Annotated in this window: 24 protein-coding genes; 9 read left to right on the top strand and 15 right to left on the bottom strand. The window is 64.1% G+C overall.

Annotated elements, in window-relative coordinates; translation table 11 throughout:
- Positions 1-7: 7 nt before the first annotated feature.
- Genes lpdA through CH283_RS10980 form a run of 4 tightly spaced genes read right to left on the bottom strand, consistent with a single transcriptional unit; the run spans position 8 to position 4,771 of the window.
- Complete coding sequence (gene lpdA, locus CH283_RS10995; protein WP_094638805.1) at positions 8-1,375, bottom strand: dihydrolipoyl dehydrogenase; 1,368 nt, start codon at positions 1,373-1,375, stop codon at positions 8-10.
- Positions 1,372-2,658: a dihydrolipoamide acetyltransferase family protein gene (locus tag CH283_RS10990; protein ID WP_094638804.1), complete on the bottom strand. Its 1,287-nt coding sequence runs from the start codon at positions 2,656-2,658 to the stop codon at positions 1,372-1,374. The genes lpdA and CH283_RS10990 overlap by 4 nt, the downstream gene beginning before the upstream one ends.
- A complete protein-coding gene (locus CH283_RS10985; protein WP_094638803.1) occupies positions 2,655-3,659 on the bottom strand; it encodes an alpha-ketoacid dehydrogenase subunit beta in 1,005 nt (334 codons plus the stop codon). The genes CH283_RS10990 and CH283_RS10985 overlap by 4 nt, the downstream gene beginning before the upstream one ends.
- Complete coding sequence (locus CH283_RS10980; protein WP_094638802.1) at positions 3,656-4,771, bottom strand: thiamine pyrophosphate-dependent dehydrogenase E1 component subunit alpha; 1,116 nt, start codon at positions 4,769-4,771, stop codon at positions 3,656-3,658. The genes CH283_RS10985 and CH283_RS10980 overlap by 4 nt, the downstream gene beginning before the upstream one ends.
- 158 nt (positions 4,772-4,929) lie before the next feature.
- Between CH283_RS10980 and CH283_RS10975 the strand changes: the two genes are divergently transcribed.
- A complete protein-coding gene (locus CH283_RS10975; protein ID WP_068054563.1) occupies positions 4,930-5,415 on the top strand; it encodes an Lrp/AsnC family transcriptional regulator in 486 nt (161 codons plus the stop codon).
- 28 nt (positions 5,416-5,443) lie between these two features.
- Here the strand turns inward: CH283_RS10975 and hppD are convergent, their stop codons facing one another.
- Positions 5,444-6,649, bottom strand: coding sequence for a 4-hydroxyphenylpyruvate dioxygenase (gene hppD / locus CH283_RS10970; RefSeq protein ID WP_068054567.1), 1,206 nt, complete (start codon positions 6,647-6,649; stop codon positions 5,444-5,446).
- Positions 6,650-6,856: 207 nt separating this feature from the next.
- Here hppD and CH283_RS10965 point away from each other — a divergent pair, with 207 nt between their 5' ends.
- Positions 6,857-7,369 carry an Lrp/AsnC family transcriptional regulator gene (locus tag CH283_RS10965; protein ID WP_094638801.1) on the top strand — a complete coding sequence of 171 codons (513 nt, stop codon included), beginning with the start codon at positions 6,857-6,859 and terminating at the stop codon, positions 7,367-7,369.
- Between the two features lie 40 nt (positions 7,370-7,409).
- On the opposite strand, the gene CH283_RS10960 is transcribed toward CH283_RS10965, so the two are convergent.
- From CH283_RS10960 to CH283_RS10950, 3 genes are all read right to left on the bottom strand, one after another.
- Entirely contained in the window at positions 7,410-8,789 is a 1,380-nt protein-coding gene (locus tag CH283_RS10960) for an SLC13 family permease (protein ID WP_094638800.1), read from the bottom strand.
- Positions 8,790-8,862: 73 nt separating this feature from the next.
- Positions 8,863-9,744, bottom strand: coding sequence for a hydroxymethylglutaryl-CoA lyase (locus CH283_RS10955; RefSeq protein ID WP_094638799.1), 882 nt, complete (start codon positions 9,742-9,744; stop codon positions 8,863-8,865).
- A 1-nt stretch (position 9,745) separates the two neighbouring features.
- Positions 9,746-10,969 carry a CaiB/BaiF CoA transferase family protein gene (locus tag CH283_RS10950; RefSeq protein ID WP_231894016.1) on the bottom strand — a complete coding sequence of 408 codons (1,224 nt, stop codon included), beginning with the start codon at positions 10,967-10,969 and terminating at the stop codon, positions 9,746-9,748.
- 174 nt (positions 10,970-11,143) lie between these two features.
- On the opposite strand from CH283_RS10950, the gene CH283_RS10945 reads away from it, so the two are divergent.
- Together CH283_RS10945 and CH283_RS10940 are read left to right on the top strand one after the other, a co-directional pair.
- Positions 11,144-11,683 (top strand): gamma carbonic anhydrase family protein, encoded by a 540-nt coding sequence (locus CH283_RS10945; RefSeq protein WP_094638798.1) that lies wholly within the window; start codon positions 11,144-11,146, stop codon positions 11,681-11,683.
- A 94-nt stretch (positions 11,684-11,777) separates the two neighbouring features.
- A complete protein-coding gene (locus tag CH283_RS10940) occupies positions 11,778-12,437 on the top strand; it encodes an IclR family transcriptional regulator (RefSeq protein ID WP_068054581.1) in 660 nt (219 codons plus the stop codon).
- A gap of 7 nt (positions 12,438-12,444) precedes the next feature.
- Here CH283_RS10940 and fahA read toward each other — a convergent pair whose 3' ends face one another.
- The 4 genes from fahA to CH283_RS10920 form a co-directional block, all read right to left on the bottom strand.
- Positions 12,445-13,611, bottom strand: a complete 1,167-nt coding sequence (gene fahA / locus CH283_RS10935) for a fumarylacetoacetase (protein WP_094638797.1) — start codon at positions 13,609-13,611, stop codon at positions 12,445-12,447.
- 16 nt (positions 13,612-13,627) lie between these two features.
- Positions 13,628-14,416 (bottom strand): hypothetical protein, encoded by a 789-nt coding sequence (locus CH283_RS10930; protein ID WP_094638796.1) that lies wholly within the window; start codon positions 14,414-14,416, stop codon positions 13,628-13,630.
- Positions 14,413-15,606, bottom strand: a complete 1,194-nt coding sequence (locus tag CH283_RS10925; RefSeq protein WP_094638795.1) for a homogentisate 1,2-dioxygenase — start codon at positions 15,604-15,606, stop codon at positions 14,413-14,415. Before CH283_RS10925 ends, CH283_RS10930 begins: the two co-directional genes overlap by 4 nt.
- Before the next feature lie 72 nt (positions 15,607-15,678).
- Positions 15,679-16,206 (bottom strand): MarR family winged helix-turn-helix transcriptional regulator, encoded by a 528-nt coding sequence (locus CH283_RS10920; RefSeq protein WP_037187611.1) that lies wholly within the window; start codon positions 16,204-16,206, stop codon positions 15,679-15,681.
- A 94-nt stretch (positions 16,207-16,300) separates the two neighbouring features.
- Between CH283_RS10920 and CH283_RS10915 the strand changes: the two genes are divergently transcribed.
- Positions 16,301-16,510 (top strand): hypothetical protein, encoded by a 210-nt coding sequence (locus CH283_RS10915; RefSeq protein WP_094638794.1) that lies wholly within the window; start codon positions 16,301-16,303, stop codon positions 16,508-16,510.
- On the opposite strand, the gene CH283_RS10910 is transcribed toward CH283_RS10915, so the two are convergent.
- Positions 16,482-16,883, bottom strand: a complete 402-nt coding sequence (locus CH283_RS10910) for a hypothetical protein (RefSeq protein ID WP_094638793.1) — start codon at positions 16,881-16,883, stop codon at positions 16,482-16,484. The genes CH283_RS10915 and CH283_RS10910 overlap by 29 nt on opposite strands.
- A gap of 78 nt (positions 16,884-16,961) precedes the next feature.
- Here CH283_RS10910 and CH283_RS10905 point away from each other — a divergent pair, with 78 nt between their 5' ends.
- The 4 genes from CH283_RS10905 to CH283_RS10890 all read left to right on the top strand — a co-directional run bounded on the left by CH283_RS10905 (position 16,962) and on the right by CH283_RS10890 (position 21,295).
- The gene (locus CH283_RS10905; protein WP_094638792.1) at positions 16,962-17,843 is read left to right on the top strand and encodes a dioxygenase family protein; all 882 of its coding nucleotides are present in this window, start codon (positions 16,962-16,964) and stop codon (positions 17,841-17,843) included.
- 247 nt (positions 17,844-18,090) lie between these two features.
- Positions 18,091-19,458 (top strand): lipase family protein, encoded by a 1,368-nt coding sequence (locus tag CH283_RS10900; RefSeq protein WP_094638791.1) that lies wholly within the window; start codon positions 18,091-18,093, stop codon positions 19,456-19,458.
- 54 nt (positions 19,459-19,512) lie between these two features.
- Positions 19,513-20,154 (top strand): TetR/AcrR family transcriptional regulator, encoded by a 642-nt coding sequence (locus CH283_RS10895; RefSeq protein WP_255183181.1) that lies wholly within the window; start codon positions 19,513-19,515, stop codon positions 20,152-20,154.
- A 31-nt stretch (positions 20,155-20,185) separates the two neighbouring features.
- Entirely contained in the window at positions 20,186-21,295 is a 1,110-nt protein-coding gene (locus CH283_RS10890) for a CaiB/BaiF CoA transferase family protein (protein ID WP_094638789.1), read from the top strand.
- Here CH283_RS10890 and CH283_RS10885 read toward each other — a convergent pair.
- Positions 21,292-22,023, bottom strand: coding sequence for an SIMPL domain-containing protein (locus CH283_RS10885; protein ID WP_179275566.1), 732 nt, complete (start codon positions 22,021-22,023; stop codon positions 21,292-21,294). The genes CH283_RS10890 and CH283_RS10885 overlap by 4 nt on opposite strands.
- A 38-nt stretch (positions 22,024-22,061) precedes the next feature.
- Positions 22,062-22,613, bottom strand: a complete 552-nt coding sequence (locus tag CH283_RS10880) for a YceI family protein (RefSeq protein ID WP_176460214.1) — start codon at positions 22,611-22,613, stop codon at positions 22,062-22,064.
- Positions 22,614-22,642 lie beyond the last annotated feature (29 nt).

Below are 22,642 nucleotides of genomic sequence, written 5' to 3'. Positions count from 1 at the left end.
GCAGCGGTCAACTGTGCGCGTGCAGCGGACGTCCCGACAGCGCCATCATCGCCTCACCGAGTGCCTCGTTCTGCGTGGGGTGAGCATGCACGAAACTCCCGACTTCAGATGGCAGTGCTTCCCATGCCACGGCGAGTTGTGCCTCGCCGATCAGCTCGCCCACGCGGTCACCGAGGAGGTGAACACCGACAACCGGGCCGTCGTCACGGGCTCGAATCACTTTGACTCCACCGGCGGTGGACAGGATGCGGCTCTTGCCGTTGCCGCCGAGGTCGTAGACAACGGAGGTCACGGTGCCGTATGTCTGCTCCGCGGCCTTTTCGGTGAGTCCCACCGACGCGACCTCCGGGTGTGAATAGGTCACGCGCGGAATGAGATCGCCGTCGATGCGTGCCGGTGCCAGGCCGGCGATGTGTTCGGCGACGAACATGCCGTGTTGGAATCCTCGGTGAGCCAACTGATAGCCCGCCACGATGTCGCCGACGGCATAGACGCCGTCCGCCGTGGTGAGCAGATTGTCGTCGACAGTGACGAAGCCCCGTTCGGTGGCGATGCCCTGCTCGGCCAAACCCAAGCTGTCGGTCCGGGGTCCGCGTCCGACGGAGACGAGCACGACATCGGCTGAGAGGGTGTCTCCGGAGGACAGCGCCACTGCGACGTCGTCGGGAGATTCGGTGACGGTCTCGACCTTGGTGCCGGTACGAATGTCGATGCCGCGCTTGCGTAATGCCTTGGTCAACTGCTTCGACGACCATTCGTCTTCGCCCGGCACGATACGATCGAGGGCCTCGACGACGGTGACCTGAGCACCGAAAGAGGCCCAGATGCTGGCGAATTCGATACCGATGACTCCGCCGCCCAGTACGACGACAGACTCGGGGATACGGTCGAGCGCCAATGCGTCGTCGCTGGTGAGAACGCGAGGTCCAAGCTCGACGCCCGGGATGGTGCGCGAATACGATCCGGTCGCGAGAACCAGTGAGGCCCCGGTGATGCGTCGACCCTCCACCTCGACGGTGCGAGGACCGGCCACTTGTCCACGGCCGGACACGATCTCGATACCCGGTCGCTTCAACAGACCTTGCAGCCCGCTGTACAGGCCGGCGACCACGCTGCGCTGATAGTCCAGTGCCGCAGGCATGTCCACACCAGTGAACGATGCGGTGACGCCGACATGAGCAGCCCCGCGCACCGCATCGGCAACCTCGGCCGTGTGCAGCAGCGCCTTGGTGGGGATGCACCCGCGATGCAGGCAGGTGCCACCGAGCTTGTCTTCCTCCACCAACGCAACCGACAGACCGAGCTGCTCGGCCCGCAGAGCACACGAGTACCCGCCGGATCCGCCACCGAGGATGAGAACGTCCACGTCACTCATCGGACGGAACCCAATGCCACGACGGGGTTCTCGACGAAATCTGCCACAGTGCGCAAGAAACCACCGGCCACTCCGCCGTCGCACACGCGGTGATCGAACGCCAACGACAGCTGTGCGACCTTGCGGACGGCCAACTGGCCGTCGACCACCCACGGGCGGTCGATGATGCGTCCGATGCCTAAGATCGCGGCCTCGGGATGGTTGATGATCGCGGCCGAGCCGTCGACCCCGAACACTCCGTAGTTGTTGAGCGTGAACGTTCCGCCGCTCAGGCGGGCGGCGGGTAGGGAACCGGTCCGTGCGAGTTCGGTCAACTCGGCCAACCGCTCGGACAGTTCCTTCAGATCGGCCTTGTCCGCCTGCGGCACAACAGGAACCATCAGTCCACGGTCGGTCTGCGCGGCGATGCCGAGTCCGACGTTCTCGTAGCGCAGGATCTCGCCCGCGGCAGTATCGACCGTGCTGTTCAGCTCGGGGAACTTGGCCAAAGCGATCATCGTCAGCTTGGCGAGAACCGCCAACAGCGTCACCTTGACTCCGTCGATGGAGGCATCGAGGTCGCGGCGGGCCTGCAGCAGAGCGGTCGCGTCGACGTCGACCCAGACAGTTGCCTCGGGGATCTCCGCGCGACTGCGAGAGAGCTTGTCGGCGATGGTCTTACGAATCCCGGTGATCGGGATTCGAGTGACTCCCTCCGACGAGGAAGCAGCGGTCGAACTGGCCAAGGCTCGCTCGACGTCCGCGCGGGTGATCACTCCGTGGCCGCCAGCGGTATCGATGCTGGCCAGATCGAGCCCACCCTGCAACGCCATGCTGCGAACGATCGGGGAGAGCACCTTCGGCGCATGTGAGTGGAAACTCGTAGCCTGGGTCGAGTTTCCGCTCACCTGCGGCGCAGCCGCTCTCTGCTGCGGCGGAGCCGCACTCCGCTTGCGACGACCGGTCGGGCCGTGTCCTGTGCCGTAGCCGATGAGCACATTGCCCGAGCCGGCGCGTTCTTCCTCGCGGTACCGCTCATGGGCGGCAGGCGTATCGGAAATAGCACCGCCGGTGATGCTGATCAGGGGAGCACCGACGGCCAGTGAAGTGCCCTCGGCGGCGTGCAGTTCGCCGACCACACCCTCGAAGGGACACGGCACCTCGACGGACGCTTTTGCAGTTTCGACCTCGACGACGACCTGATCGATGGTTACGGTGTCGCCGGGCTTGACCTTCCACTCGACGATCTCGGCCTCGGTCAGTCCTTCCCCGAGGTCGGGGAGCAGAAACACCTGCATGCTCATACCGTGACCGCCTTGCTCAGGTCGGGGGCGTCGTTCCACTGCAGTCGGTCCATCGCGTCGAGCACACGGTCAGCGGACGGCAGGTGGAAATGCTCCAGTTTCGGTGCGGGGTAGGGGATGTCGAGACCGGTGACCCGCAGAACCGGAGCGTGCAGGTGATGGAAGCAACGCTCGGATACCCGCGACGCGATCTCGGCGGCGACACCGGAGAAGCCCTGTGCTTCCTGAATCACGATGCAGCGACCGGTCTTACGTACCGAGGCCCCGACGGTCTCGTCGTCGAACGGGTTGAGCGAGCGCAGATCGATGACTTCGACGCTCCGGCCGTCCTCGGCTGCGAACTCCGCGGCCTGCATGGCCACAGACACGGTGGGTCCGTACGCGAGAAGAGTGACATCGGTACCGGCACGGCGGACGACGGCGGTGCCGATCGGCTCGGTCTTGGTCAATTCGATGTCGTCCTTGGAGAAGTACAGCCGCTTCGGCTCTAGGAAGATCACCGGGTCCGGATCGGCGATGGCGTCGCGCATGAGCGAGTACGCGTCGGCGACAGTGGACGGCGAGACGACCTTCAGGCCCGGGGTGTGGGCGTAGTAGGCCTCGGACGAGTCGCAGTGATGCTCGACGCCGCCGATACCGCCGGCGAACGGGATGCGTATGACCATCGGCGCGGTGAGTGAGCCACGAGTTCTGTTGCGCAGCTTGGCCACATGAGACACGATCTGCTCGAAGGCCGGGTAGGCAAAGGCGTCGAATTGCATCTCGACGACGGGCTTGTAACCCGACATCGCCATTCCGATTGCAAATCCGACGATACCCGACTCGGCGAGCGGGGTGTCGAAGCAGCGGTCGTCGCCGAAGTCGCGGGTCAGTCCGTCGGTGACGCGGAAGACGCCGCCGAGTGTGCCGACGTCCTCGCCGAACACGACGACCTTCTCGTCCTCGGTCAACGCGTCGCGCAGGGCGGCGTTCAGTGCTCCGGCCATGGTCATCGTGGTCATGACAGTTCTCCTGCAGCGATTTCGGCGGCAACCTGATCGCGTTGTTCGATCAGGGCGGGTGTGGGGGAGGAGTAGACGAACCGGAACAGATCCTTGGGGTCGACTTCCTGCTCGACGTTCATGCCGGCGCGAAGCGCAGCGGCGTCGGCGTCGGCCGATACCGTCATCTGCTCGCGCAGCTCGTCGGTGAGTAGCCCCTGGCCTTCGAGGTAGGAATCGAGGCGCGAGAGCGGATCTCGGGCCAGCCACCCTTCGACCTCGTCGGCCTTGCGGTAGCGCGTGGCATCGTCGGCGTTGGTGTGCGCGTCCATGCGGTAGGTGTGCGCCTCGACGACCACCGGCCCCTTGCCTGCTCTGACGTACTTCACGGCCTCGTCCATCACGGCCATCATGGCAATCGGGTCGTTGCCATCGACCTGCTCGCTGCCGATTCCGTAGCCGACTCCCTTGTGCGACAACGACGGAGCCGCACTCTGACGTGCCAGTGGAACGCTGATCGCGAAGCCGTTGTTCTGCACCAGAAAGATGACCGGGGCCCGGAACACCGCGGCGAAGTTGAGGGCCTCGTGGAAGTCGCCCTCGCTGGTGGCTCCGTCTCCACAGAACGCGAGGGCGATGGTGTCGCGACCCTGCTTGGCCTCGGCAAACGCGAATCCGGTCGCGTGGAGCAATTGTGTTGCCAGTGGGGTGCATTGGGGAGCGACCTTGTAGGCGGTCGGATCGTAGCCGCAGTGCCAGTAGCCGGCGAGCATGCCGAGCAACTCCACCTGGTCGACGCCTCGCGCCGCGAGAGCCATCGAGTCACGGTACGTCGGGAACATCCAGTCCTGCTCGCCCAGGCAGAGGGCTGCGGCGATCTGGCAGGCCTCCTGTCCGCGCGAGGACGGGTAGACCGCGAGACGGCCCTGCTTGGTCAAAGCTGTTGCCTGCTGGTCGAATCGGCGACCGTGGACCATCGAGCGATACATCTCGAGCAGGCGCTCGTTGGACGGGTGTGCGTAGCGGGCGGCACTGTCCACGCCCGTCCCGTCCGGCGCGAGATACTGCACGGGACGGTCGGCGGGCATGAACTGTTGATAGGACGTTGCCGCTATCTTCTCGACGATCGTCATGACGCACTCTCCTGAAATCGGCTTGTACGGCGATTCTGGCCGATTTTGTGATGAACAAGCCCGAAGGTCGTAGAATTGCAGACATATGGTCGCCAATCGGCGCACGAACCCAGAATCCGTCCGATCGGTGCAAGGAACTACCAGGTAGGAGCGGACGAATGGACGACGTCTCGAGACGTGTGGAGTTGGACGACACGGATCGTCGCATTCTCGCCGAGCTCAGCGCGGACGGTCGGGTGTCGATGCGGGTTCTGGCAGATCGTTTGAATCTCTCGCGGGCACATACCTATACGCGGGTGGACAGACTCAAGGATTCCGGTGTCATCGAACGGTTCACCGTGCAGGTGGATCACGCGGCGTCCGGGCTCGGAACCTCGGCGTTCATCGCGTTGTCCATCCGTCAGGATTCGTGGCGGACCGTGTCCGAGGGGCTGAGGGCGATGGAGTTCGTCGACCATTTCAGCTTGCTCGGAGGGGATTTCGACGTGCTGGTACTCATCAGGACTCCCGACAACGAGAGCCTACGGCTGGTGGTGCTGGAGGGCCTGCAATCGCTCGACGGCGTTCGGGCGACCCGCACATGGCTGATTTTCGACGAGGACCGAGGCGGTCTGGGACGCACGACGCCGCCCACCGAACGCTGACAGTGGGCGGCGTCGAACAGATCACGAGTCAGAAGTTTCCGCGCGCGTCCTGCTCCCGCTCGATGGCCTCGAACAGTGCCTTGAAGTTACCGATGCCGAAGCCGAGTGAGCCGTGGCGTTCGATCAGCTCGAAGAATACCGTCGGGCGATCGACCAGTGGCTTGGTGAAGATCTGCAGCAGATACCCGTCCTCGTCACGGTCGACGAGAATGCCGCGCTTCTGCAGCTCTTCGATCGGTACCCGGACGTTGCCGATACGGGCCCGCAGTTCCGGGTCCTCGTAGTACGAATCGGGTGTGGCGAGAAATTCGACGCCCGCTGCGCGGAGGGCATCGACCGAGGACAGGATGTCGTTGGTCGCGAGCGCCAGATGCTGTGCTCCCGGGCCTCGGTAGAAGTCCAGGTACTCGTCGATCTGTGAACGCTTCTTGGCGATGGCCGGCTCGTTCAGTGGGAACTTCACGCGGTGATTGCCGTTGGAGACGACCTTGCTCATCAGCGCCGAGTAATCGGTGGCGATATCGGCCCCGACGAACTCGGCCATGTTCGTGAAACCCATGACGCGGTGGTAGAAGTCGACCCACTCGTCCATCTTGCCGAGCTCGACATTGCCGACCACGTGATCGAGAGCCTGGAAGATGCGCTTGGGAGCGCCTTCCGGTCGCTGCAACGTCGACGTTCGCGGTACGTAGCCGGGGAGGTAGGTGCCGGTATAGCGGGAGCGGTCCACCAACGTGTGCCGGGTGTCGCCGTAGGTCGCGATGGCCGCGGTGCGGACTGTGCCGTGCTCGTCGGAGATGTCGGTCGGCTCTTGCAGTACTCGCGCGCCCTGGGCCCGCGCATGTTCGATGCATCGATCCACATCCGGTACGGCCAGCGCGATGTCGACGACGCCGTCGCCGTGGCGGGTGTGGTGGGCGACCAGATCGCTGTCCGGATCGACGGCTCCCTTGATGACGAAACGCACTGCGCCGGACTTGAGCACGTACGCGTGGTGGTCACGTTGGCCCGTTGTCGGGCCGGAGTAGGCAACGAGCTCCATGCCGAACGCGGACTGGAAGAAGTGCGCGGTCTGCGTCGCGTTGCCGACGACCCACACGATGGCGTCCCAGCCGCTGACCGGAAAGGGATCTTTCTTGTCGTCGTACTCGACAAGGCCGACGAGCTGTCGAAGCTGATCTGCATCGAGATCGGCCAATCTTTCGTCGTCGTTGAGGATGCTGTCGAGGCTCATGAAGGCTCCCTGGTTGGTGTGATGGCTCGGGCGCGGCGACGAGGGGATCGGCCGCCTTCGGTTCGAGCTGAGCGAACTGTCCTGATGACTCAAACATTGCCGGTGAGAGGTGTCGATCGACCGAACTTCTGCTATCTGAGCTGTACAGATAGGTCAGGAGAATGCGTCGCGTGCTATACAATTCGTACAGAAAGCTGGAGGTGCGCGATGGAATCCACATTGGACGAGTTGGACCGGGCGATGCTCGCTGCGCTGCATGACAATTCGAGGATCGGTGTGCTCGAGCTGTCGCGGACGCTCGGCGTTGCGCGTGCGACTGTGTCGGCTCGTCTGCAGCGACTGGAGGACGCCGGTGTCATCAGGGGGTATCAGCCTCGAATCGGCTTGGCTGCAGCAGGTTACGGCGTTCAGGCGTTCGTGACGTTGGAGATCGCCCAGGGCGCTCTCGGTGACGTCGTCGCTGTTCTGGAGCAAATACCCGGGGTGTTGGAAGCATTCGCAACGACCGGTGCCGGCGACGTACTGTGCCGGGTCGCGGCCGCCTCGCACGACGATCTGCAGCGAACTCTGATCGTGCTCAACCAGTCTCGTACGATCGCGCGGTCCACCAGTGTGGTCGTGCTCTCGGAACTGGTCGAGTTTCGAGCGATGCCGTTGCTGAACACCGCCGAGCCAGAGAGAACGCCGAAGGCCCCTGCCTATCGACGAACGCGCGACTGAGCACGTCCGCGTCGAGGCAGGGGCCGAAGAGGCTCTCGAATCAGGTCATCGAAGGCCCGACCACCGTCAGCAACCATACGGTCGGCGGAGCGAGGAGAACGACGAGTCCGCAGTAACCCAACATCTTTCGCTGGAATCGGGCTTTGTCGTCCACTCGTGCCTCGGCCAGGACCATCACGCCGTTGGTGGAGAACGGGCTCACGTCCACCACCGTCGCCGAGAATGCAATGGCAGCAACGAATCCGATGGCTCCCAGCTCGCCGGCGGCGAGCATGGGTGCAGCGAGTGGGAGGGCGATACCGATGGTGCCGATCGACGATCCGAACGCCGAGATGATGGCCACCGCGTAGCACAGGATGAGTGCCGTCAGCAGTGGTGATCCCAGGGCGGAGGCGGCGTCGCCGAGGAATCCCAGCGTACCGTTCTGGGTCATGACCGCCATGTACGTCTGAACACCGCATACCAGAACCACGGCAGGCCAGGCGATGTTGTCGACCACCTTCGGATGAGTCTTCGGTGCCAGCAGCAACAACACGACCGACACGCAGATCGCGCTGACGCCGATGTCGACGCCCAAGGTCACGGACAGCAGAACCAGGGCGGCAATACCGAGAAGCGTGAGTACGCGCACTCGAGTCAGGGGAACGGCTTGATCGGGAACCGTTGTGACCGAGGCTGCTTCGATCGGATCGGCTTCGACTTGCACGGCGGTGCCGCCACCGCTGCCCTCGGGCAACCCGGTGTTGCCCGGACGCGGTCCTGACTGCACCGGCAGCCCGCCCTCCTGGTCGCGGAGATCCTGGACATCGAACGCACGCGTGCGGTCTTTGATCAGGTCGCGGCCGAGAACGAGGAAGAGCACCAGTGCGATCAGCGTGTTGAGAACGAACGGGATGAGGAACAGCGCGAGCGGATGTGAGCCCACACCGGTGGAGTCCATCAAGCCGTTGACGAAAGCGCCGTAGAGGTTGATCGGGGAGAAGCAGCAGGCGAGCGCGCCATGGCTGACGACCATGCCCATCAGGAAGGGATTGATGTTGTTGCGCTTGGCCAGCGGCATCGCGATCGGTGCCAGCATGCCGACGGCGAGCACGGATCCGAGGGCCATCAACAGGCCGGACAGCAGGAACATCATCCACAGGATGGCCCAGCGCCGTCCGCCCACGAGCCGGAGGGATCGATCGATGACGACGTCGATGGTTCCGTTGGCTTTGGCGATGGCGAACAACAAGGTGATGCCACCGACGATGATGAAGGTGCTACCTGGGAATGCGTCGATGATGTCTTCGATAGGTATGCCGGATATCGCGCCACCGATGAGGAAGGCGCCGGCGAAGGCCAGTAGGCCCATGTTGATGGGAGTGATCGTCGCGACCGTGAAGATTGCGATGAGGGCGATGATCGAGATTGCGTAGACCATGGCTGGCCTTTCGGACGGAGGATGAGGTTGTGCCGTAGGGGAATCGGCGATGCGCGGACCGGAGCCCGCCTGATCAGAGAGCGGAAGCAGAAGTGGGGAGAGGGAGAGCGCGATCGACCACTGAACGAGCGAGATCGGCAGCGGCGGCCAGAGCAGCCGTGTCGATACCGGTGTCGATTCCGGCGCGATGGAACCTGTCGACGAGCTGCTCGGTGGCCAGGTTTCCGTGCGCGCCCGGGGCGAAGGGGCAACCGCCGTAACCGGCGAGCGCGCTGTCGAAGTGCTCGATCTCGAGGTCGAGCACTGCACGTACCGCTGTCTCGAGGGCCTGGTCGTGGGCGTTGTGCAGGTGCAGGCTGATCGTCAACTCCGGCAACGCCTTTCGGACGGCGTCGGCTCCGACCAGTACCTGATCCGTGGTCGCGATGCCGAGGGTATCCGCAAGACCGAGGCTCGATACGCCGATGTCGGCCATGCGCGTGCAGACCTCGACGAGCCGTGCGGGCGTGATGATGCCATCGAACGGGCACACGAAAGCGGTACTGACTCCGCCGATGAACGTCCGATCCGGATGCGCCGCGACTGCACGGTGCAGACCCTGCAGAGCGTCCTCGGACGACCGTCCGGCATTCGCGCGGCTGTGGCTCTCACTGGCGGAGGTGACGACCTGGATCACATCGATGTCGGTCTCGGCGGCCCGGTGCACTCCCCGTCCGTTCAATGTCAATGCGGTGTAGCGGGTATCGGATCGGCGCGGCGCACGCGAAACGACCTCTTCGGCGTCGGCCATCTGTGGCACTCGTGTGGGAGAAACGAACGAGGCGATCTCGACGGTCGTGATGCCCGACGCGAGGGTGGCGTCGAGTACGGCGAGTTTGTCCTCCGTGGGGACGATGCACTTCTCGTCCTGCAATCCGTCGCGGAGATAAACGTCGGTGATGTGTACGCGAGGCATGTCAGATCACCTTCCTGGCGCGGAGATCGTCGAGCTGCTCCTCGGTGAGTCCGAGCATGCGGCCGAGAACATCGTCCGTGTGCTCGCCGAGGTCCGGTCCGGCCCACTTCACGGCGGTGGGTTCGTCGCCGAAGCGTGGAACCACTCCGGGAAAGCGCACTTCCTCGGTACTGCCCTGTTCCACAGAGACTTTCAGAGGTTGGACCATCCCGCGTGAAACGAAGTGTTCGTCGTCGGCGATCTGAGCTGCGTCGAACACTTCTCCGACGGGTATACCGGCGGCACCGAGTTCGTCGACGACAACAGCTGTCGGCCTTACCGACGTCCAGTCGGAGATGGCTCCGTCGAGTTCGGCCTCGCGCGCAAATCGTTTGTCGCCGTTCGCCAGTTCCGGGTCGGCGGCCAGGTCTGCTCGGCCCACCGCGGTCATGAGCCGTCCGAACACGCTGCTCGAGTTTCCGGCGATCATGACGCTGCCGTCCTGGGACGGATAGATGCCGCTGGGGACCACGCCGGGAAGATTGCCCGCTGTGCGCTGGCGAACCGTGCCGTATGCGTCGTAGTCCGGGACCAGCGATTCCATGGCCATGAACACCGCCTCGTAGAGTGCGACGTCGGCAACCTTGGGCCGGGAATGATTTCCGCTCCGTTCGCGGGCCAGGAGCATCACGAGAGCGCCGACGGCACCGTGCAATCCGGCCAGTACGTCGCCGATGGGTGCTGCCGGCCGAACGGGCTCGCGATCCGCGTGGCCGGTGACGTGGCGCAATCCGCCGAATGCTTCTGCTACCCCGCCGAATCCGGCCCGGTCTCGATGCGGACCGGTTTGGCCGTAGCCCGAGATACGGACCATGACCACGTCGGGATTGGCTTCCTGTAGTCGGTCGGGTCCCAGTCCCCACCGCTCGAGGGTGCCGGGCCGGAAGTTCTCCACGACGACATCGGCGGTCTCGACCAACTTCAGCGCGAGATCGCGGCCTTCGTCGGTACGAAGATCGAGAGTCACCGAATGCTTGTTGCGAGCAATGGTTCGAAACATCATGGAGGTGTCGCCGCGGCTTCGACGCCAGCCGCGAAGTTCGTCGCCGACGCCGGGGCGCTCGATCTTGATGACGTCGGCACCGAAGTCGGCGAAAAGGCGACTCGCGAAGGGTGCAGCGATGAAATTGCCCAGCTCGATCACACGGATTCCGTGCAAAGGGCCGTTCTCAGTGGTGATGGACACCGGTGGTCACTCCCTGCAGTACGTAGTAAGTCAGAGTGAAGATGGCCAATTATCATTATTTGATAAAGGCATTATCTTCTGGTAGGAATGACCATAGTGTGCTGGATCACGTATGACAACCACTGTGATGTGGATTTCTCAGATATTCGTGCCGCTGGAAGGAAACAGGAACTCATGACCGACAAGAACCCAGGGTCGATGCTGCTCGCGCTCGAGTGCGGATCTCCTACCGTCGACGCATCCGCGTGGCTCGCCCCCACTGCGACGCTCGTCGGGCGAGTGAATCTCGGTCCGGACAGCAGTGTCTGGTACCAGGCCGTTCTACGGGCCGACTCGGAGGAGATCACAATCGGTGGTGGGTCCAACATTCAGGACGGTGTTGTCGCACATGTGGATCCGGGCTTCCCGCTTACGATCGGACGCAACGTGAGTGTGGGACACAATGCCGTCTTGCACGGTTGCACCGTCGGCGACGGAACCTTGGTCGGCATGGCTGCCGTCATCATGAACGGTGCCGTGGTGGGAGAGGACTGTCTCGTTGCCGCAGGTGCACTGGTGACGGAAGGTGCACAGATCCCGCCGAGATCATTGGTCGCCGGTGTCCCTGCCAAGGTTCGGCGGGAACTGACCGACGAGGAGGTGGAGCACTGCACAGCCAACGCGCTCACCTACCGCGATCTGGCCGGCGTCCATCGTGGCGCTCGGCCCTGCTGACAGCGTCACGGACCGGTCCGACACCTATGCTGCGTAAGCAGTGTCGGCCATGTAGCCGATGCTGTACGGGAATCGAAAACGGAGGTCGACAGCAGTGACGGACGGTAGCGCCGACACCACTACCGGGGTGCTGGCCCGGGCCGCGGCGATTCTCAATGCCGTCGAGGCATGTCCGCGAACCACCGGCGACCTCGCCAAAATACTGGGCCTGTCTGCATCGACGGTCTATCGACTGGTCGGCGAGATGGTGCGGTACTCGATGCTCCGCCGGGACAACGACGGTCTTCTTCATCCCGGTGACCGCTTCGGCACCTCCACTCTCAGCGGGCTCGCGGTACCGATTCTCAGGCGCCTGCGGCAAGAGACCGGCGAATCCGCCCAGCTGTGGGTATTGCGGGGATCGCATCGGTTGTGCCTGGTCTCCGAGGATTCCCAGCACGAACTCCGCGCGTCGTTGCCGGTGGGGGCGCTACTTCCGCTCGGAGCGGGGTCGGCCGGTCACGTGTTGGCCGGCGATCTCGACGCCGACTCCGAGAGCCGCGAACTCGGGTGGTGGGAATCTGTATCCGAGCGAACCCCGGGACTGACCTCGGTGAGCGCCCCGGTTCGCCGAGACGAGCGCATCGTGGCCGCCGTCTGCGTCGCGGGACCGATCGAGCGTGTGTCGACCTCGGCCGGCGTGTTGTGGGGGCAGGCCGTGCGCGACGCAGCACTCGAAATCGAGCAGTCCCTCATCGTGCGGTCGGACTGGTAGCTGTCACTCAGGCCGGCTTGATGCGACCCCGGACATCACCGAATCCGATGCGAGATCCGTTGGGTCCTGGGGCGCTGGCGGCGATGACAACCTCGTCACCGTCCTCGAGGAAGGTTCGGGTCTCCGATCCGAGGCTCACGGGTTCGGCTCCACCCCAGGTCAATTCGATGAACGCGCCGCGCTGATTCTTCTCCGGTCCCGAGATGGTGCCCGAGGCGAACAAATCGCCGGTTCGCGATGTCGCACCGTTGACGGTCTCGTGCGCGAGCATCTGAGCAGGCGACCAGTACATTGCACTGTAGGGCGGGTGCGAGACGACGTGCCCGTTCCACGCGACGGCCAGGTCGATATCGAGAGCCCAGGAACGAGATTCGCGAAGGTACTCGAGCGGCTCGGGGTCTTGCACCGGCGTCGACACCCGTGCTTGCTCCAGCGCGAGCAGGGGTACGACCCACGGCGAGATGGACGTCGCGAAGCTCTTGCCGAGATTCGGCCCGAGTGGCACGTACTCCCAGGCCTGGATGTCGCGCGCCGACCAGTCGTTGACGATGACGGCTCCGAACACGTGGTCCGAGAACCGATCCGGCGATATTGGCCCGTCGGACGGAACGCCGACGACGAAGCCCATCTCGGCCTCGATGTCCAGTCGCCGACTCGGACCGAAGGTGGGCGACGCCTCGTCGGGTGCCTTGCGTTGGCCGCGAGGCCTGGTGATGTCGGTGCCGGAGACGACGACCGTGCCGGCCCGACCGTGGTACGCCACGGGCAGGTGCTTCCAATTCGGTAGCAGCGGTTCGGCGTCGGGGCGAAAGAGCCGGCCGAGGTTGGCTGCGTGATGCTCGGAGGCGTAGAAGTCCACGTAGTCGGCCACATCGAACGGAAGGTGCATCGTCACGTCGGAAACGGGCACGATTGCTTCCGCGGGGGTCGTGCCACCGGTGAGCATGTCGGTGACCGACGAGCGGACCTCCGCCCACCGACCGCGTCCGCGAGCCATGAATGCGTTCAGGCTCGTCGACACGAAGTCTGCGTCACCCAGAGCTGCATACAGGTCGATCACGTTGTCGCCGTAGCGGACTCCGACACGGGAATCCGTGCCCGGAGTGCTGAACATGCCGTAAGGGAGGTTGTCGATTCCGAACTCGGAATCGGCGGGAATGTCGACGTGCGTCATGAGCGGCGCTCCTAGGTCACAGAGGTGGGACGAGTCCGAGTCGGACGAGATCGTCCAGGGGTTCACGAATGCTGCAGGTGCCGAAGGAGGCAAAGGCGCGTTGGCCCTCGATCCCGGCGACGAGCCCGGCGAGGACGTCTGCGTCTCGGATCGCCAGGATCTTCTCGAGCTCACCGACCCGTGCGCCGCTGTGTGCGGCCTGCGCGGCGAGGAGCACGTTGAGGAAACCGTGCTGCTCGAATCCGTTGTGGGGATCGGTGTTACGGGCGGCATGGTGCAGACCCGCGGTGGCCTTGAAGTGGACCTCGCGCTGGGCCGCCCGATAGATGGACGCGGCGAGCTCGTGTTCGTCCGGATACTGGTCGGCCGTGACGCCGCCGGTCCGAAACTTGGCGTGATACCCGAACTCGTCGACGGCGTCGAAGATGTCGTCTTTTCGGGAGTCTCGGGGAATTTCGACATAGATGTCGATGTCCTGGGTGATGCCGCGCAGCACATCGATGTCGGTGCCGTGGGGCATGGCCACTTCGATGGACACGACCGTCACGTTGGCCGTGCGGTCGGCGGCCCGCAGGCCTGCCTCCACACTTCCCGGCCCGGCGGGTGCGGTCAACGCCACCTCCATCCGAGCACCCAGATCCAGCTCGTTCACCCGGTCCATCGGAACGACCAACGGGCCGACGAGGTCTGCGAACGCACTGGCCCGGTGCTCGAGATGTTGTGCCACAGCAACATCGAGCGGCGCATTGCCGGGAGGGAAGGCGGCGGCGTCGTCGCACAGGCGACGGAAGAGCGGAGGGATCATCGGTTCGGCCCCCGGCCTGCCCACGTCCACGCATAGCCGGTGTCCTCGCACGCGAGCGCACCCTCGCCGAGTTCGAGGGGGCGGAACGTATCGACCATGACAGCCAGTTCGTCGAAGAATTCCGCGCCGATACTACGTTCGTAGGCACCGGGTTGCGGCCCGTGAGCGTGACCGCCCGGATGTACCGAGATCGAGCCTTGCCCGATGCCCGAGCCCTTGCGGGCTTCGTAGTCGCCGCCGACGTAGAACATGATCTCGTCGGAGTCGACGTTGGAGTGGTAGTACGGCACCGGAATTGCCAATGGGTGGTAGTCGACCTTGCGTGGCACGAAATTGCAGATCACGAAATTGGCCCCCTCGAATGCCTGATGCGCAGGCGGTGGTTGATGCACCCGGCCGGTGATCGGTTCGTAGTCCGAGATGTTGAACGTGTACGGATACAGGCAACCGTCCCATCCCACCACGTCGAACGGGTGATTGGGGTAGACGTATCGGGTTCCGACGATGCCCGTCGAACCACGATGTTTGACAAGCACTTCGACGTCGCTGCCGTCGGCGAGTAGAGGCTCGTTGGGGCCGCGGAGATCGCGTTCGCAGTAGGGAGCGTTCTCGAGCAGCTGGCCGTACTTGGACAGAAAGCGCTTGGGCGGTGCAATGTGACTGTTGGCCTCGATGGCGTAGGCGCGCAGGGTGCCGTCGGGAATCCAGCGGTGCGTCGTGGCACGCGGAATGAGCACGTAGTCGCCCTGCCGCGCCTCGAGGGTTCCGAACACGGTTTCGACGGTGGCTGAACCGGATTCGATGTAGACCATCTCGTCGCCGATCGAATTGCGATACAGCGGTGAGATTTTCGACGCGACGACGTAGGAGAGTCGGACGTCGGCGTTGCCGAGGACGAGCCGGCGACCGGTGACGACGTCGGTGTCGGCGACGACGGATTCCGGAAACAGCTCGTGCAACTTCAAGTGCCGCGGCATCAGTGGGTGATTCGGGGTCGTTGTCTGGTCGGGCAGATCCCAGACCGTGGCGTCGACGATGGCCGACGGAATGTGGCGGTGATAGAGCAGAGACGAGTCCGAGGAGAAGCCCTCCTCGCCCATCAGCTCCTCGAAGTAGAGGTTGCCGTCGGGAGTTCGGTGCTGGGTGTGCCGCTTCGGCGGTACCGATCCGAGCTGCCGGTAGTAGGCCACGTCATCGCTCCTGTGTTGTGTTCACCGCTTGTAGTAAACACATTAACTAGTTTTACGTGATCTACGCAACCCTCAGTTGCGTCCCCGGACGTCGAATTGGCTGCGGTGGGTGATGAGTTTGGTCAACAGCATCACCAGGATCCGCTGCTCGGGTTCGGTGAGCGCGCTGGCCCACGCGTTCTCCCGTTCGTTCTGTTCGGCGAACGCCTCGACCATCTCGTCGTGCCCCTGGGCGGTGAGGGCGAGGCGCACCGAACGCCCGTCCTTCTCGTCGGGAGTACTGGCGAGCAGTCCGCCGGCGATGAGGGTCTTGGACAGGTTGGATACGGCCGCGCGGCTCATACCCGTCAGCTCGGCCGCCCGCTTGGGCTCGATCGGGCCCGACAACCACGTGACGAACATCAGCCGGAACGACGACCACGACCAGCCTCGCGGGCGATGAACCGTCGCTTCGAGGTCGTAGGTGACGATGTTCGACGCCCGGTTCAGGGTCAGTAGTACCTCGGTGGCCAGCTGGTGCTCGAACCCGTAGTCCCGGGCCAGCGTGGTGTTGGCGGTCTCGATGAACGACCAGAAATCGGGCTCGGGTGAATCGGTCACAGATTCACTGTAGCCATGAACTCATCTGATCAACACTTTTATTATTTCCGTACGCGCGATTCGTGTCTCATCCCGCAGGGGCCATGATGGACCCATGAGCTCGAAGAACCTGTTCGGTGGCCCACGGACCCTGCTGATCGTGGCAGCAGTGGTCATCGTGATCGCACTCGTCGCTGCCGCCGCAACGCTGATCGTCCGTGCCGTCCTCGGACCGCCCGAGGGCGAGAACAAGTTCGAGATTCAGGGCTACTCCATCGTGCAGGTAGATCCCCAGGTCAACGACCTCGCGCTCGCCACACGCTAGCCGACTCCGCGCCGACCCGCGGGTCGTGAGTCTGCTGAAGATTGCGGCCACCGCGCGCGAAGGTCTGCAGTGTCGCCGCGGGAACCTCGTGTTCGGGAACGGGTTCGCTCGTCCACTGGCAGTCCCGCACGAAGATCATGTTCGACGCCACCGCGTCGGCGCTGCGGTCCTCACGTAGAGGACCGGAAATTCGCCCGAGAAAGAACTCGCCACGCTCGGTGCGCGTCCAGACGAAAGATCCGTCCGGAACCTGCCCGAAGCGCTCGACGCGTCGTATCGAGCGTTCGTCGTCGGCCGCCATTCCACACAGTCCGTAGGTGAGGGCGCGTTCGACACCGTTCGGCATGGGAGCGCGATAGACGGCATCCGACATGCACTTGAGCCTAGCCATGCTGGCGGGCCCAATCGGTGCTAAGTTGAAGATTCAACCTAAGCATTCGAGGGACCCGCCATGACATCCGTGATCAACCCGCCCGTCGCCGGTGCAGCGTTCGATGCATTTCTCGCCGATACCGCACCCGCGAGCAGGTCACAGGAACTGTGGACTCCGAGCGACGGTCCGATGCCCGCCCTGTACATCAGCCACGGCGCACCCCCGGTCTTCGACGACGCACTCTGGATGGACCAGCTGTTCACCTGGTCGCAGTCGATGCCCAAGCCCAAGGCGATCCTCATCGTCAGCGCGCACTGGGAAGAGGCCCCGCTGAGCTTGTCCGCATCGGCGGCTGCGCCCCCTCTGGTCTACGACTTCGGCGGTTTCGCCCAGCGCTACTTCTCGATGGAATACCGGACGCCCGACGCGGAGGCTTTGGCCGCACGGGTGGCCGCGGCACTCCCGGCGTCGGAGAACCTGCACCGCCACAGCTCCCGCGGCCTCGATCACGGTGCCTGGGTTCCGCTCAAGGTCATGTACCCGTACGCCGACGTCCCCGTTCTCCAGTTGAGCCTGCCGACGCATGCTCCCGACCGGCTGATGGCCATCGGCGCAGCGCTCAAAGAATTGCGCGCGGAGGGTGTGCTGGTCATCGGTTCCGGATTCATGACGCACGGACTGCCGTTTCTCTCGCGGGAGAACTTCGCTACCAACACCGTGCCGACGTGGTCGGAGGACTTCGATCTCTGGGCGGCCGACGCGTTGGCGCGTGGTGACGTCGCAACGTTGGCGGACTTCCGCAGCGCCGCACCGGGTATGCCGTATGCCCACCCCACCGTCGAACATTTCACGCCTTTGTTCGTCACGCTCGGTGCCGCCGAGAACCCGGAAGCTCCGGTGACCACAGCCATCACCGGCTTTCAATTCGGCTTGGCGAAGCGGTCGTTCGCGGTCGCCTGACCAGGAGAGGCGATCGGTTGAAGCTGGAATCGGCTCACTTCTGAGTCTTTTTCGATTCGGGGATTGTTATCCACGCCACTTCGCTCTACAGTTCTGAGCACCATCTCGGACATCGGTGTCCAAGATTGTCGGATGCGCTGTACGAACCGTCGCCGGGCGCGCCTCCTGTGGATCCCGTCCTCCGGCGCGAAGGAGTACACCCGTGTCTTCTGCCCGATCTTGGACGCTGCGTACAGCGATCAGCGTGATGACCGCCGCAGCGGCTTTCGCCGCCATGACGACGCCCGCTGCTGCTGCACCCGATTCGCCTGAGGTGGAAATTCAGCCGCCTCTGGCACCGTTCACGTGGCCGAAGATTCCGGAATTCGACACCGACTTCTACCTCCCTCCTGCCGACGTGGTGGCCGCGGCGGCCCCGGGCCAGATCATCGCCGCACGACCCGTCGAGCTGGCTACTCTCAACGTCATCCCCACGCAGGTCGACGCGTGGCAGCTGTCGTTTCGGTCGAACAACGGTCGCGACGAGCCGATAGCGGCGGTGACGACGGTCATGAAGCCACGTGGCGCGTCCGCCGCACCGCGCCCGTTGATCTCCATCCAATTGGCCGAGGATTCTCTCGCCGCCTACTGCGCGCCCTCGTACGCGATGCGAGCGGGCGCAATTCCGTGGCCGGTCACGGGTGCGGTCACGTCGGGTGCTCAATTCCTCGAGGTGCAGGCAGCGTTGGCGCAGGGCTGGGCGGTGTCGGTTCCCGATCATCAAGGGCCGAACAACTCGTTCGCCGCAGGGCCGGTGGCCGGTCGGATCACACTCGACGGCATTCGAGCGGCCGAGAACTTCGCGCCTATGCAGTTGGCGGGGGAGGCCACCAAGGTAGGGATGAGCGGTTACTCGGGCGGCGCGATAGCCACCGGACATGCGGCCGAACTGGCCGGCAGCTATGCCCCCGAGCTCGACATCGTCGGAGTCACCGAGGGCGGGACCCCCGCCGAGCTCGGGGCACTGGTCGACAACGCCAACAACACCCTGGGCTCGGGCATCGTCGCGGCCGGCATCATCGGTGCCAGTCGTGAGGATCCCGAGCTGGCGCGATTCATCGACGAACACATCGATCCGGTCGGCAGGACACTGTTCGCGGCCAAGGACAATCTCTGTGTCGGATACACCTCTGCACTACTGCCGTTTCTCAATCTCAAAGGATTCCTCCGTACCGAAGGCGACCCGATCCAACAACCGGTGGTGAAAAAGGCGCTGTCCGCGATGCGGCTCGGCGACACCACTCCCAACATGCCGCTCTACGTCTACCACTCGAACCCGGACTGGCTGGTGCCGATAGGACCGGTCAATGCGATGGTCGATTCGTACTGCAGCCGTCCGGGTGCCGATGTCACCTACACTCGCGATCATTTCAGTGAGCACATCACTCTGGAGTTGATCGCCTTTCCGAGCGCGGTGTTGTGGATGCGCGACCGCTTTGCCGGTATTCCGGTGGAACCGGGTTGCCGAACGAACGATGTCGGTTCGATGGCACTCGACACGAATGCACACCCGCTCTTCGTCGATGCGGTAGGCGAGATAATTGCCGGACTGTTCGGTAAGCCGATCGGGGCGTGAAAAGACCGATCGGCGCACGGCGGGCGACGGAGTCACCGGCGGTAGACTCCGCCGGTGACTGTCGCCGACGATAAGGGCCGCATGTACGCCGGACAATCGTCCGCCGCGCGAAAAGCCGATCGCCGCGCACGGTTCTTGCACGCCGGGATCGAGGTCATCGGGGTACGTGGCTATGCAGCCACCTCGGTAGCGGATATCTGCACTGCTGCCGGTCTGGCGCGCAGTCAGTTCTACAGCGAATTTGCCAACCGTGAGGCACTGCTCATCGACGTGTACGACCTGATCCAGGACGATGCGCTGGCGGCAGTCGTGGCAGCGCTCGACGGACACATCGATCGAGATCGCCGCGCGCTCGTCGCCGCTGCGATGACGGCCTTGGTCGGATCGATCGGAGGTGACCCGCGACGGGCGCGAATTTCCTATCTGGAGATGCTGGGCGTCAGCGACGCCGTCGAACAGCACCGGACACGCCGTCGTGCACAGTGGGTTGATTTCTTCGAGAACACGCTACGTTCCGAAATCGGTTCCGACTTCGTTCCGCCAGGTGGATATCATTTGGCCGCAACGGCATTCCTCGGTGCGCTCACCGAGATCGTCTCCGACTGGTCCCGCACCGACCCTCCCCGCCCGCCCATCGAGCGCATAGTGGAGACGATGGTCGCCGTGCTCGGAGCCTTTGTTCCGGACCTGAACTGAACTGCAGCCTGCCGCGCAATACAGTGGACCGATGACAGATGCCACCGGTCCGCTCGCAGGACTTGTCGTCGCAGATTTCTCTCGCGTACTCGCAGGCCCGTACGCGACGATGATGCTCGGCGACATGGGCGCCGAGGTCATCAAGATCGAAAGGCCCGGGATCGGTGACGACACCCGGTCGTGGGGACCACCGTACGACTCTGCCGGTACGGCAACGTATTTCAACTCGGTCAATCGCAACAAGACGTCGAGTTTCATCGACCTGCAATCCGAGGGCGGCGTGGCCGAGGCGCGGGAGATCGTTTCGGGCGCAGACATTCTGATCGAGAACTTCCGAGCCGGTGCAATGGACCGGCTCGGACTGGGCTACTCGGATCTGGCTCGGACGAATCCCGGTCTGATCTACTGTTCGATCACCGGCTTCGGCACCGGTGGAGGCTCCGCCCTGCCCGGATACGATCTGGTGGTGCAGGCCGTCGGCGGTCTGATGAGCGTCACCGGCCCCGATTCCTCGACGCCCACCAAAGTGGGAGTGGCGATGGTCGACATCGTCACCGGACTGCACGCACTCAGCGGAATCCTTGCGGCACTGCATCATCGATCGAGCACCGGTGCGGGCCAGCAGGTGCATACCTCACTGATGGCGTCGGTATTGTCCGCGTTGAGCAACCAGTCCTCGGCTTATCTCGGGGCAGGCGTCGTACCGCGGCCGATGGGCAACAAGCACCCATCGCTCGTACCGTACGAGGTGTTCGAGACCGCAGACCGTCCGCTCGCGTTGGCAGTGGGCAACGACCGGCAATTCTCGGAGCTTGCGGAGGTGCTGGCTATGCCGAAACTGGCTGCAGACGAGCGCTTCTCGTCCAACTCTGCTCGCGTCGAACATCGAGATCAGTTGGTCGACATCCTGAACTCGGCTTTGCGATCACGTACAGCCGACGAATGGTACCGAGAACTGATGGCCCGCAACGTCCCCGCGGGGCCGGTCAATTCGATCGACGAGGCCTTCGCCTTCGCGGAGTCGCTCGGGCTCGAACCGCGAGTCCAGGTTCCGGGAGCAGCGGCCGAGGGCGTCCGCAATCCTCTGGACTTCTCGGCCACCCCGGTGAACTACCGCCTGCCACCGCCGGCCGGGACCTAGTTCAACGCCCACTTCACCGACACGGACACGCTGACGGTCTGTTGTCCCGGCTCGATGGGCACTGCCGTGTCGAACGAAGTGGCGGACTCGCCGAACGACCTCGGCTGCTCCTGGCCGGTGATCGACTCCGTGATCGACAGAACGTCCCCGAGTTCTCCGTCTGCGAGTGACGCGTACTGCTCGGCGCGATCGCGGGCGTCGGCGAATGCCCTGGACCGGGCATCGGCGATCAGCTCGGAATCGTCGTCGATCTTGAAGGAGACCCCGGAGATGCGGGTCGCGTTTCCGCCGGCCGACGTGGCGTCTCCCAGCACTGCGGACGCCCTCGACAGGTCGCGAACCGTCACCTGCAGGGTGTTGGTGGCCTGATAACCGGAAATCGCGGAGGTGCCGCCCGGCAGTGCGCCGGAGTACTGCGGATCGATCGACACCTGCTGAGTCTGGATGTCCTCGCGGGCGACACCGGCCGCGACAACCGCGTCCGTGACGTCACTCACGGCCGCATTCGCCTGTTCGATGGCGGCGGTGACGTCCTCGGCCGTGGCCTGAACGCCGATCTGGGTCGTCAGCATGTCCGGCGCACCTTGCACTTCTCCGACGCCGTTGACGTTCACCCCCGGAGGTCCATCGGCAGGCGAGGTCGCTGGACTGCTGCAGCCCGCGGTCAACGCCACAGCCAGCGTAACGGCCGACACGCACGATCCGAACATCCATCGATTTCGACTCATCGCCGTAGTGTCCACCATGACAGGCGAATCGGAAAGACTCAGGGCTTGCGATACTCGGCGTCGAACGTCACGGTGACCTCATCCACTACTTTCATGGCTCCGAACATCTGTGAATACGGAGTGATCTTGTAATCCGATTGACGCACAACAGTTTCCGAAACGAGATGCCACCGATCTCCGAGGTCGGTGACGTTCACATCCACGGTGACCTCCCTCGAAACGCCGTGGATCTCCGTCATGCCGGTCAGCCGAAATCCGGCGTCGACGGCGGTGATGTCGGTCGATCGGAATGTGATCGACGGGTATCGGCCGGCGTCGAAGCTCTTGAGCGCGTTGGCTTTCGCTACAATCTTCTCCGGTCCGATCAAGGGAGTCAGTCCGCCCTCGCCGTGGATCACATCGAGCGAACCCACCTCGGCGTCCAGGGTGACCGCGGTGGGTGCGTCTCCGGACCACTCGGCGGAGGCGGTCCAGGAGGTCACCGCAATCGTGAGGCGATGCCCCATCTTGGATGCCTTTCCGGTGACATCCGTCCGGACAGCCAGCTGTCCGCCGTGCGATGCGTCGAGCGTCCAGATCTCGGTACTCATGCCCCGACTGTATCGGTCCTGCAGAACCG

Origin of the sequence: Rhodococcus sp. 05-2254-2 (assembly GCF_002259095.1) — a bacterium.
Classification (GTDB): Bacteria; Actinomycetota; Actinomycetes; order Mycobacteriales; family Mycobacteriaceae; genus Rhodococcoides.
This window is presented reverse-complemented; position numbering and strand designations above follow the sequence as displayed.

Coding starts and splice junctions, on each gene's coding strand:
- lpdA (WP_094638805.1), bottom strand. CDS start 1,375: ATGAGTGACGTGGACGTTCTCATCCTCGGTGGCGGATCCGGCGGGTAC.
- CH283_RS10990 (WP_094638804.1), bottom strand. CDS start 2,658: ATGAGCATGCAGGTGTTTCTGCTCCCCGACCTCGGGGAAGGACTGACC.
- CH283_RS10985 (WP_094638803.1), bottom strand. CDS start 3,659: ATGACCACGATGACCATGGCCGGAGCACTGAACGCCGCCCTGCGCGAC.
- CH283_RS10980 (WP_094638802.1), bottom strand. CDS start 4,771: ATGACGATCGTCGAGAAGATAGCGGCAACGTCCTATCAACAGTTCATG.
- CH283_RS10975 (WP_068054563.1), top strand. CDS start 4,930: ATGGACGACGTCTCGAGACGTGTGGAGTTGGACGACACGGATCGTCGC.
- hppD (WP_068054567.1), bottom strand. CDS start 6,649: ATGAGCCTCGACAGCATCCTCAACGACGACGAAAGATTGGCCGATCTC.
- CH283_RS10965 (WP_094638801.1), top strand. CDS start 6,857: ATGGAATCCACATTGGACGAGTTGGACCGGGCGATGCTCGCTGCGCTG.
- CH283_RS10960 (WP_094638800.1), bottom strand. CDS start 8,789: ATGGTCTACGCAATCTCGATCATCGCCCTCATCGCAATCTTCACGGTC.
- CH283_RS10955 (WP_094638799.1), bottom strand. CDS start 9,744: ATGCCTCGCGTACACATCACCGACGTTTATCTCCGCGACGGATTGCAG.
- CH283_RS10945 (WP_094638798.1), top strand. CDS start 11,144: ATGACCGACAAGAACCCAGGGTCGATGCTGCTCGCGCTCGAGTGCGGA.
- fahA (WP_094638797.1), bottom strand. CDS start 13,611: ATGACGCACGTCGACATTCCCGCCGATTCCGAGTTCGGAATCGACAAC.
- CH283_RS10930 (WP_094638796.1), bottom strand. CDS start 14,416: ATGATCCCTCCGCTCTTCCGTCGCCTGTGCGACGACGCCGCCGCCTTC.
- CH283_RS10915 (WP_094638794.1), top strand. CDS start 16,301: ATGAGCTCGAAGAACCTGTTCGGTGGCCCACGGACCCTGCTGATCGTG.
- CH283_RS10910 (WP_094638793.1), bottom strand. CDS start 16,883: ATGTCGGATGCCGTCTATCGCGCTCCCATGCCGAACGGTGTCGAACGC.
- CH283_RS10905 (WP_094638792.1), top strand. CDS start 16,962: ATGACATCCGTGATCAACCCGCCCGTCGCCGGTGCAGCGTTCGATGCA.
- CH283_RS10900 (WP_094638791.1), top strand. CDS start 18,091: ATGACCGCCGCAGCGGCTTTCGCCGCCATGACGACGCCCGCTGCTGCT.
- CH283_RS10890 (WP_094638789.1), top strand. CDS start 20,186: ATGACAGATGCCACCGGTCCGCTCGCAGGACTTGTCGTCGCAGATTTC.
- CH283_RS10885 (WP_179275566.1), bottom strand. CDS start 22,023: ATGAGTCGAAATCGATGGATGTTCGGATCGTGCGTGTCGGCCGTTACG.
- CH283_RS10880 (WP_176460214.1), bottom strand. CDS start 22,613: ATGAGTACCGAGATCTGGACGCTCGACGCATCGCACGGCGGACAGCTG.